Below are 10,048 nucleotides of genomic sequence, written 5' to 3' on the forward strand. Positions count from 1 at the left end.
GGGCATACGCGATGTGCATGCGACCGGTGGCGACGAGAGAGTCGAAGTGCTCGTCGCACTCCTTGAGCTCCTCTTTCGTGGCGTTAGGTGCGTGCAGGGAGTCGTTTGCGTAGATCAATACAGCAAATTCAGGCATGCGTTCCTCTCAGGCTGATAGCCAAGGGTCGTCAGTTTTGTCCCAGGGAAGGGATACTACCGGCAGTATGTATATCCTGCCGATGACCGCACCGGGAGTAGCATTCCTTCTGCCGGCCGAACCTGTCTGCTCGGCTTCAGGGGTGTCCCGGGCATGGATTTCTTTACGCGGGGCCACGCGCAGACAGTAGCCTTTTATGACGTGCCTGATGTGGACGGTCCAATCAGGGCAATGCACGCGGCAAGGCTCTGGAAATGGGCCGAGCCGTACTGCGCCAGGAAGGTTGGGGCGTCTAAGGGACTCCAATCTACAGTGTGGCAATGTTCGACTTTGGAGCGAGCCGTAGTTAGTCCAAAGGCCTGTTCAGGTCCCCATCACTTCTATGAACTGCGATTGTAGCTGTCTTCGTCCAGGCCCAGAATGCCCCAGCTAGCTGCAGTGCTGGTTCATCCCTCCTCAAACCCAGGAATTGCCCTCTCTCCCGCGCGCCCGCAAGCCGGTGCCTGAGCGGGACGCTACATGCCGTCCGGTCTTGCCGCGGACGGTGTGATCATGCGACGCCGGGATGAGGAGAATGTGGGTCAGGTCGGTAACCCTGCGTGTCGCTGAGCCGTGACGAGATAATTCGGTTGGGTCGCGTCGTACGTGGACCCTGCGAGGCTTAGACCTGCGGCCGCTACATCGGCTAGGAGTTCCTCGTGGTGGAAGGGCCAGATCGGCAGCAGTTCGGTCGTCACCTGCAGCTGGTCACCGTCCTGGAGTGCTGCCACGGAGATCTGCAGGTGGTGTTCGGCGTCCCATGAAGGCGGCACCTGCCAGGAGTACACCACCATTGCCTTGCGGCCGGCGCGTTCCACGAGCCGGTCCCAGACGTCCAGCCTGCTGCCAGCTGAGCGGATCTGCTCCCAGTTGCGGGAGGTCAGCGCCAGCACCCCACCTGTCGCCAACACGAATGCCATGCCGTCGAGTGCGGCGCGCCGGCCACTGCGTCCGACCGCGTGCGCGAGTGAGTTCCCGACGCACAACACAGCGTCGAACCGGTCCTGCCAGCCTTGATCGGGTAGCTGGTCCCAGCGGCATACCCGCGTCGACACCTCGACTCCGTGAGCGCGAGCCAGCGCCTTGGTCCGCTCGACCATCGCCGGGCTGGCATCGCACGCGGTGACCCGGAACCCGGCCTCAGCCAGCCCCACCGCCAGCAACCCAATCCCGCAGGCGCAGTCCAAGATCTGTCCCCCCGGGTCGAGCCCCGCCGTCACCATCTCGAACCCCTGCGCATTGCCCGCCGGGGACGCCTTAGCATCCGGTACCAGCCACTCATACACCGACGCCAATGACCCGTAAGCAACCTCACCCACAGTGATCCCTCCCCACGCACATTGTGGCACGCCCCTTGTCGTCTTGTCTGCCTTCCTGGCCGTTCATCGCCCTCAGCGCGGATGCTCGGCTCAAGGTTCAAGGCTCGATCGCGCCTAGCGGCGCAAAGCTCGTTCCTCCACCGCCGTCGCGGGTACGGTCGGTGGTGCTGTTCAGGTAACCGGTAGGGCCCCAGGCGTATTCGGTCCAGGACTCGTCCGGGCGGATCAGCCGGGACCGGCGGCCCAACCCGTCATGGACATACTCGGTCCGGGACCCGTCGGGGCGGTGACGGCCAGGAGTTGCCCCGCGACGTCATACTCATAAATCCGGAGACGAGAGGTGAACTGCGGGGCGTTGTGCTCATGTATCTAGCGTCAGCCCGTCGGCGCGAAAACGCCCGACTCGATCGGGAGCCCTGCTCCCACCCAATCCTGAATGCCATCGCGGTACTTGCGGACATTGGTATATCCAGCCGCGGCAAGACGGTTGGCGACGTTTTGGCTGTTCGGGCAGGAAGCATTCGAGCAATAGGTAACAATGGCCGCGTTCTTGTCCGGAAGCAATCTCGGTGCCTGAGAGGGCACGTCGGCTTCAGCAAGCGGCAGTGCGTTCGGAAGATGTTGCTGCTCGTAGTACACGCCGCCCAGCGCGTCCACTACGGTCACCGCTCCCTGATTGATAGCTGACATAAGTTCCTCGCGGCCAATGAGTTCAGTCATCTGCGCTCCTTGTAGTGTGACGAAAGGACGCACTTAAATGTGTGCGTCTGCACGCAACTATATTTACATGTGTGTCGGCACGCAACTTTATGTAGATTGGAAGTATGCCTTCACGAAAGAAGCTTGCCGCCGACGCCTGGGGGGCAATGCTCCAGGTACATGCCACGCTCGTCCCCGTCCTGGATAAGGCAGTCCGCGATCAAACAGGGTTGCCATTGTCCTGGTATGATGTTTTGCTCGAACTTTCGGCTGCACCTGAAGGGCGACTAAGGATGAGCGACCTCGCCGAGCGGGTCGTCCTCAGCCGAACGCGGGTCAGTCGTCTTGTAGACGAGCTGGTCGACCGCGGCCTAGTAGGCAAAGAAGTCCACCCCGATGACCGCCGCTCGGCCTACGCAGTTATCAGCAACGAAGGACTTGCCCTGTTCAAAGCGGCGGCTCCGGTCTACCTACGAGCGATTGAGAATCAATTCGCGTCCGATCTCACGGATGAGGAGATCCTACAACTGTCTCGGCTCCTCAACAGGGTCCGGGACAGGCCAACAGGCTGAATCACCTTACTTCTTGGAAACTTGTCTGCTACGGCCTATTGCGAAGGTGGAGAAAGTTTTTGACGATGGGGCGTTCCTCGTGTTCGCGCCAGGCGATGTGGATGGTGCTCCGAGCCGATGTATTGGTGAGCGGTATTGCCCGAACGGTCAACGGTGCAGTGTACGTTGCGCTGAGGGGTGCGACGGTGATCCCAAGCCCTACTCCGACGAGGTGCATGATTGTGGCCCAGTGCGATGCTTCCTGAATAATGTCGGGACGTTTTCCGGCTTCCGTGAGCGGGCTGAGATTAAGCCTGTGTGCGAGTACGCCGGCGGACTCAGGATAGAAAATGAACGGTTCGTCGACCAGGTCCAGGCCTGTGAGTGTCTCTGAGTGTGCCAGCGGGTGTTCCAGGGGGAGAATCACGCAAAAGGGTTCGGTGGCGATGGGTTCAGTAGTAACCCCGGGTGCAGGGTCCGGGTCTCGGACAAGGGCTGCATCGATCTCCCCCTTGGCAAGGATCCCGATCAGTTGCGAGGTGTATCCCTCGTGGAGCCGTACCCTGACATCCGGGTAGCCGTGTCGGTACTTCTGTATTTGATCAGCAAGTCCCAGTGGGAGCGTGGAGCTTGCGAACCCAAGGTGAAGCACTCCGCTTTCGCCGCGGCCAACGCCGCGAACCTCAGAGAGATCACGTGCTGCCTGCCGGAGAATCCTGGTCGCTCGTTCGTACAGTACAACCCCGGCGGGAGTCAGTTCCACCGACCGGGTCGTCCGATGGAAAAGCCTAATCCCCAGATCGGCCTCCAGCTTACGGATATGCCCTGACAGGGCAGGTTGTGCAATACCCAGGATGTCAGCTGCCCGACCGAAGTGCAGTTCCGCTGCAAGTTCTACGAAGGACCGGAGATGCCGCAGCTGAATATCGCCGGCCTCGAACTGTTTCCCTTCAAAGGGCACGTCCCGCTGTTCCTCATTCATACCATTACGTTATCAATCATTTAGGAACTGCCATTGGACGAGATCGATCGCTTCGAGCATGCTTACAGAATGAACCAGCAATCCTCCCAGAGCCCTCCCGGGGAAACAGCAAGACTCGTCATCTCACCTTTGTCCAACGCCATAGACGCACGCGCTTTCAAGGAGCTCAATGAGGAGTGGATCAGCAAACTATTTTCGCTCGAGGACGCGGACCGACTCATCCTTGGTGACCCGCAAGTCGAAATTATCGACAAGGGCGGGCAGGTACTTCTGGCCCGCGTCGATGGGGTTGTGGTTGGCTGTGTGGCTCTGGTTACGGCCGGCAACGGCGTCTTCGAGCTCTCAAAGATGACTGTTTCCCCGGCCCTGAGAGGGCGAGGCCTAGGACGCGCCATCGTCCTGGCCGCAGTCGGCAAAGCACGGGAACTCGGTGCATCCACCCTGTTCCTGGGCAGCAGCACCAAGCTCGCTAACGCTGTCAGGCTCTACGAATCTGTCGGTTTCCGGCACGTTCCGCTCGACGAACTCGGCCCACTGCCCTACCGCAGGGCAGATGTGTTCATGAAGTACGAGCTGTGAGCCGGGGAATATCCCTGCCGACAGGATCGGCCGACAGGTTTCCTGCAAGTGCAGTGCTGCCATGAAACGCATCGGGCTGCTGGGCGGAATGAGCTGGGAGAGTTCAGCGCTCTACTACTCACTTATCAACAGGGAGGTAAGGGAGCGGCTCGGAGGCCTTCACTCGGCCTCCTGCATCCTATCTTCCGTGGATTTCGCGGACATCGAACGATTCCAGCACCACGGTGACTGGACAGCAGCCGGCGAACTTTTGGCCGCTGAGGCTCGGCGCCTCGAGTCGGCCGGGGCCGAAGTGCTCGTTCTGTGCACGAACACCATGCACAAGGTCGCCGGCGACATCGAGGCCGCCATTTCCATTCCATTCCTCCATCTAACGGATGTCACTGCGAAGGCTGTGCTCGCAGCGGGAATCAACACCGTCGGACTCCTTGGGACACGCTTCACCATGGAAGAGTCCTTCTACACGGAACGCCTTGCCTCCCACGGACTCAAAGTCATCACGCCCGAATCAGACGACAGGGCTGTGGTGAACACAGTCATCTACGACGAACTGGTCCTCGGCCACATCCTCCCAGCGTCCCGCCTGCAATATCAGGCCATCATCCATCGCCTGAGCCAAAAGGGGGCCCAGGGCATCATTCTCGGATGCACCGAAATCGAGTTGCTGATCCATCCCAAGCACACACCACTGCCGGTCTTCGCCACAACGCGACTGCACGCAGCGGCCGCCGTCACGGCAGCATTGACGTGAACCTCGGAGCAGGGGCAGGACTAAGAGAGTTCCCCGACGAGTGTTCCACTTCCTCGGCTGTGGAACGGTCCACCCACACGGTCACCGGCGTTGAACCGATGACCGGTCCGACCGGGTTGTTCAGGCACCCCTGTCAAGTTTCGGGTACGGTGCGCGTGCCCCTCAGCGCGATGGTTGATCCAGTGAAGCTGGCACAAACGATCCAACGGCGGTAACAAAAAAAGAAGAAGAATGCCTGTGGCGTCCGAGCGCAGCGATGTCGTTTTTTTGCTCCTGGCGGGGCGCCGCTAGCGTGGAGTATTCGCGGGAGAAAGGACCTCAGTGGTCTTACGATGGGACTGTTTTTAGCCCAGTTGTTTGAGCCAGAAGTGAGCCAAAAATTGACGGCCTCGCAGCTGAGCAGCCGTGACACGGGAACTTGGGAAACGGATCATGATCGCGTGGGCAATAGGAGCCACGATTTTGGTCTGCAAGCCATCATCTCCGCACTGCTCCAGGTAGTTCTCCGCGGGCTCAAAGCTGGCATCGAGGGGAAACGTTCCCGCCTCCTCGATGGTGGCCTCCCAGAAGGCGTTCCGGGGCGTCACTGTTGAGGTGTACGCGCGGAGCTGCTCAAGGGGAAGGTCAGAAAGGCATCGCGCTGTCCGGTCCTGTCGGTTTCTTGAGGGTTGTTGGAGGTGTGACTGCTCAGCAGTTGAGGCAGGGTTTGCTGCCCGTCGTGGGAGCGCTGACCCCGGCGGTAGCGTCCGCGACCTCGGGAGCCTGCCCGGCCAGCGTGCCGCGAACGGTAGCGAAGGAGTGCGCCGGCAGGCGGAGCACCAGTTGGTCGTCACGCTCTTTCACCTCGAGGGGACGGGGCGCGACTGCATAGGGGTGCGCGGGAGCGTTGAACGCGGCGGCGCTGTCGGCGCCGAGCACCAGTGCCTCCACCTGCTCCAACCGGCCGCCGCGCAGGTCCAGGACCACCTCGCTCTCGCCCTCCAGCTCCAGATTGGCCACGGAGATGAGCACCTGACCGTCCTTGGTGCTGGCGGAAGCCGTGAAGGTGGGGAGCCGGTCGCCGTCCAGCTCATGCGAAGTGTCAAAGTCCAGGTGCGTGTGCAGCACCGCAGCGTCATGGTGCCCTGCGTTCATGGCGAAGACGTGGAAGGTGGGGGTCTTGACCAGGGCGCCGCTCTCCGGATCGGTGAGCAGCATGGCCTGCAGGACGTTGACAGTCTGGGCGATGTTCGCCATGACCAGGCGGTCCGCGTGCCGGTGGAAGGAGTCAAAATGGATGGCCGCCACCAGGGCGTCGCGGACGGTGTTCTGCTGGTACAGGAAGCCGGGATTAGTGCCAGGCTCAACATCCCACCAGGTGCCCCATTCGTCCAGGACCAGGCCCACGGCCTTATGCGGGTCATACACATCCATCATGGTGGAGTGCATGGACAGGAGGGTCTCGATGTGCTGGGCGGACTTGATGGTCTTCCAATACTCCTCCTTGCTGAACGCGGTTGCCGAACCCTTGGCATCCCAGTGACCGGACATCGTGTAGTAGTGCAGGGAGATGCCTTGGTAAGGCGAACTCCTGCGGCTGGAGTTGCCTTTGTCAGGCAGTGCCTCCATGAGGGCTTTGGTCCAAGCTACGTCTTCGTCGCTGGCACCGGCAGCGATCCGGTATACCTCGTTGCCGTTATGATTCCGCACATAGGTGCTGTACTGGCGGGCCAGATCGGCATAGGCATCGGCACGCATATGACCGCCGCACCCCCAGGGCTCGTTGCCGATGCCGAAGAAGGGAACCTTCCAAGGCTCGTCCTGGCCATTCGCCCGGCGTAGAGCGGCCATGGGGGAATCATCGGCCCGGGTGAGGTACTCGATCCATTCGCTCATCTCTTGGACGGTGCCGGAACCCACATTGCCGTTGACGTAGGCGTCCGCGCCCAGCATCTCGCAGAGGTCCATGAACTCATGAGTACCGAAGGAGTTGTCCTCCACAACATCGCCCCAGTGGGAATTGACCATACGCGGGCGCTGCTCACGAGGGCCGACGCCGTCACGCCAGTGGTATTCGTCGGCGAAGCAGCCGCCCGGCCAGCGCAGATTGGGGATGCGCAGCTCGCGCAGAGCTTCCACAACGTCATTGCGGATGCCCCGGGTGTTGGGGATCTCGCTCTCCTGCCCCACCCAGAAACCGCCGTAGATACAACGGCCCAGATGTTCAGCAAAATGACCGTAAACGTGGCGGTTGATGGTGGGACCTGCGATGTCCAGATTGACGATGAGGCGGGGCGAAGATGCCATGTTCAAGATTCTCCAAAGTTTATGAGTAGATTCAGCTAGTTGATTCCCGGACGATGAGCCGGAAGGGGGCCACGAGCTCGAGCCCGAGGCGCGGGGACAGCTGCTAAAAGCTGTTCTGGCCACTGCGGAGATCCAGCCACGATGTCTGCTCCTCATTTAGTTCAATGCCGAGACCCGTCATCGTGGCACGATACTCTGCGATTGACCGTGGCCCAACCAATGCAAAAGTTGGGAATTGCTGGGCCAGCACATAGGCCAATGCCACAGCGGTCGCCGGCACTCGGAATTCTGTTGCCAACTGTTCAGCGCGGCGCTTCCGCTCAAAGTTCGCATCGCCGTAGAAACAACGTACGAGATCTGAGTCACTGAGGTCGTCAGGATTCGCGCGGGCGAAAAACCCGCGGGCCTGTGAAGACCAAGGCAGGAGCGCCACGTCGCGTTCCGTGAGCCAGCGTTTGGACTCCGGATCGGTAGCAGTCCGACATCCAGTCCAGGGGACATCGTAGGCCTCCGCCAAGCCGAAGTAGTTGCTCAGTACCGTGAGGGGCCGCCTGCCATTCGCGGCCGCCCATGCATTGGCTTCATCAAACCGCTCCAACGTCCAGTTCGAACCGCCGAAGGCCGTAATGCGCCCCGCGCCGGCGTGCTCGTCCAGTACGTCAACAAACTCACCAACGGGGATTTCAGGATTATCACGGTGCATGAGGTAAACATCGGCATACTCGAGTCCCTGCCGGTCCAGGGATTCCAACAGTTGCCGGGATAGGGAATCAGGATCACAGTGCGGCGTGTGGGCTCCTTTCACAATGACCACCGCATCCTCGCGAACCCCTCGGTTGGCGAGCCATTTTCCGAACCGCTTCTCGTGTTCGCCGTTGCCGTACAGCCATGCCGTGTCAAAGGTGTTACCGCCGGCCGACCAGAACGCGTCAAACAGTGACGAAGCGTGCGCCAGGTTCGGCTGGTTGTCACAGCCCATAACAAGTCTGGAGGCGGGTTTGTCCAACCTTGGGATCTGTGCGTAGCGCATAGGTGTATCCCGCATTACGGCTAACGGCAGGCCAGAGACGGTAGGAATGTTCGCATCCTCGACCTCGAACGGGAAACGCACGCCGACCTGGTCCCGCCAGCGGTTCAGCACAGCGGAGGTTCCCAACGTGTCGTCAAGGGACATCTCCAGGGGCTCTTGGCCGGTTGCGACCGCTTTTGCGAGGGCGTCGGCCTCAAGGGCGTACGGATGGTTGGCCGGGTCGTCCGATGCGAACGTGAACTTCTGCGGCTGCTCCCCCACTCGCCGGAGTGTTATCTCCTGCCGGTCGTGAATTGTCCACGGATCAGAGAGGAACAGGGTGCCCTCCGAACCGGAGATCAGGGTTCTCGATGCGTATCCCCGCACGCAGTGTCGCCGTGAGGTTTGAGGGAAAGGTCAAGTGCGCAACCGCCCACTCATCCACGCCTGTGCTGCCGACAAATCCGGCCGCCCGCACATCGATGGGTTCGGCGAAGGGCTGCCCGGAAGCTGCGCCTGCCACGGCGCGTGCCATCGTCACAGGATAGCCACCGACGTCGAGTATGCCTCCGCCGGCAAGGTTCGCTTCGAACAACCGGCCCTTTTTCTCAGGCACCTCAAAGCAGAAGCTGGCGTCGATGTGCTGCACGTGACCGATGGCACCGGTCCGGATGAGCTCGAGGAGCTTCACTGTCTGCGGGTGGAACCGGTACATGTAGGCCTCGATGAGGATGACGCCTGCCGTGCGGGCGGCATCGACAACAGCCATAACGCTTCCATGATTCGGCGCGAGGGGTTTCTCGCACAGCACATGCTTGCCTGCACGCACGGCGGCCAGAACGAGCTTGGCGTGGCTGGTGTTCACGGTTGACACGTAGACGGCATCAACGTCCGGGCTCGACAACACCTCCTCGTACGTTCCGGTGATTGCGTGCGGGACGCCGGCTTCCACTGCGAAGTCCTTAGCGCGGGTCCGGTCAGAACTGCCGATCGCCACGAGCTCTCCCGTCTGACTGGACGGAAGTTGCTTTGCGAATTGCCTGGCAATATATCCGGGGCCGAGGATGCCCCACCTGATGGGCTGGGATGGGCTCGTGTTCATGCCTTGGCTTCTGCATCCGCGATGGCGACCGCCCGGCCGCCTTCCACTGTCACCTCAAACCGGGCAAAACCGCCGTCGGCCTTCGGAACTGTGACAGTCCTGCTATGGCCGTCGACTGCTGCGAATGCCTTGAATTCCAGCTGGTTGCCCCAGTCATATTCCGGCCTGTCGCTGACAGTTCCAAGCGGCAGGACTGCACCTTGGCGGACGTACACGGCGGCCTCCATCACTGAGAACGCCTTGTTGTGCCAGCGCTGTCCGGACAACTGCTCGCCGCTTTCCAGATGCGTCCAGGTTCCCTCCGGCAGGTAGAAGTCCACCGAACCGCCGCTGCCCATGACCGGCGCCACCAGCAGCTCGGACCCCAGCATGTACTGCCGGTCAAGGTGGGCGCACGCGGGATCCTCCGGGAACTCCAGAAACATGGGCCGCATCAGCGGAGTCCCCGTCTGGTGAGCGTCCTCGGCCGCCGAAAGCAGGTACGGCATGAGCCGCATCTTGAGCTCAGTGAAGTGGCGCAGCACATCACTAGATTCGTCGTCCACCAGCCATGGCACCCGGTACGAGGCTGAACCATGCAGCCGTGAATGGGACG

The 10,048-nt window shown here is 61.2% G+C and carries 11 protein-coding genes; 3 read left to right on the forward strand and 8 right to left on the reverse strand.

Annotation, left to right across the window (positions count from 1 at the left end; translation table 11 throughout):
• Positions 1-717: 717 nt before the first annotated feature.
• Together RIN13_RS19265 and RIN13_RS19270 are read right to left on the reverse strand one after the other, a co-directional pair.
• Entirely contained in the window at positions 718-1,494 is a 777-nt protein-coding gene (locus RIN13_RS19265) for a class I SAM-dependent methyltransferase (protein WP_309108925.1), read from the reverse strand.
• Positions 1,495-1,869: 375 nt separating this feature from the next.
• Entirely contained in the window at positions 1,870-2,214 is a 345-nt protein-coding gene (locus RIN13_RS19270) for a rhodanese-like domain-containing protein (protein WP_309108926.1), read from the reverse strand.
• A gap of 104 nt (positions 2,215-2,318) precedes the next feature.
• On the opposite strand from RIN13_RS19270, the gene RIN13_RS19275 reads away from it, so the two are divergent.
• Positions 2,319-2,765: a MarR family transcriptional regulator gene (locus tag RIN13_RS19275; protein ID WP_309108927.1), complete on the forward strand. Its 447-nt coding sequence runs from the start codon at positions 2,319-2,321 to the stop codon at positions 2,763-2,765.
• A gap of 28 nt (positions 2,766-2,793) precedes the next feature.
• Here the strand turns inward: RIN13_RS19275 and RIN13_RS19280 are convergent, their stop codons facing one another.
• On the reverse strand, positions 2,794-3,726 hold the full coding sequence (locus RIN13_RS19280) for a LysR substrate-binding domain-containing protein (protein ID WP_309108928.1): 933 nt from the start codon (positions 3,724-3,726) through the stop codon (positions 2,794-2,796).
• Between the two features lie 69 nt (positions 3,727-3,795).
• Between RIN13_RS19280 and RIN13_RS19285 the strand changes: the two genes are divergently transcribed.
• Both RIN13_RS19285 and RIN13_RS19290 read left to right on the forward strand, forming a co-directional pair.
• Positions 3,796-4,305 (forward strand): GNAT family N-acetyltransferase, encoded by a 510-nt coding sequence (locus tag RIN13_RS19285; RefSeq protein ID WP_309108929.1) that lies wholly within the window; start codon positions 3,796-3,798, stop codon positions 4,303-4,305.
• A 61-nt stretch (positions 4,306-4,366) separates the two neighbouring features.
• Complete coding sequence (locus tag RIN13_RS19290; protein ID WP_309108930.1) at positions 4,367-5,056, forward strand: aspartate/glutamate racemase family protein; 690 nt, start codon at positions 4,367-4,369, stop codon at positions 5,054-5,056.
• Between the two features lie 344 nt (positions 5,057-5,400).
• On the opposite strand, the gene RIN13_RS19295 is transcribed toward RIN13_RS19290, so the two are convergent.
• From RIN13_RS19295 to RIN13_RS19315, 5 genes are all read right to left on the reverse strand, one after another.
• Positions 5,401-5,643 (reverse strand): hypothetical protein, encoded by a 243-nt coding sequence (locus RIN13_RS19295; RefSeq protein ID WP_309108931.1) that lies wholly within the window; start codon positions 5,641-5,643, stop codon positions 5,401-5,403.
• Between the two features lie 100 nt (positions 5,644-5,743).
• On the reverse strand, positions 5,744-7,342 hold the full coding sequence (locus RIN13_RS19300) for an alpha-L-arabinofuranosidase C-terminal domain-containing protein (RefSeq protein WP_309108932.1): 1,599 nt from the start codon (positions 7,340-7,342) through the stop codon (positions 5,744-5,746).
• Positions 7,343-7,445: 103 nt separating this feature from the next.
• Entirely contained in the window at positions 7,446-8,633 is a 1,188-nt protein-coding gene (locus tag RIN13_RS19305; RefSeq protein WP_309108933.1) for an aldo/keto reductase, read from the reverse strand.
• 43 nt (positions 8,634-8,676) lie between these two features.
• A complete protein-coding gene (locus RIN13_RS19310) occupies positions 8,677-9,453 on the reverse strand; it encodes a Gfo/Idh/MocA family oxidoreductase (protein ID WP_309108934.1) in 777 nt (258 codons plus the stop codon).
• Positions 9,450-10,048: TIM-barrel domain-containing protein (locus RIN13_RS19315; protein ID WP_309108935.1), on the reverse strand; the 599-nt coding region annotated here is incomplete at its 5' end. The genes RIN13_RS19310 and RIN13_RS19315, both read right to left, overlap by 4 nt.

Origin of the sequence: Arthrobacter sp., assembly GCF_031179985.1 — a bacterium.
Lineage (GTDB): Bacteria > Actinomycetota > Actinomycetes > Actinomycetales > Micrococcaceae > Arthrobacter.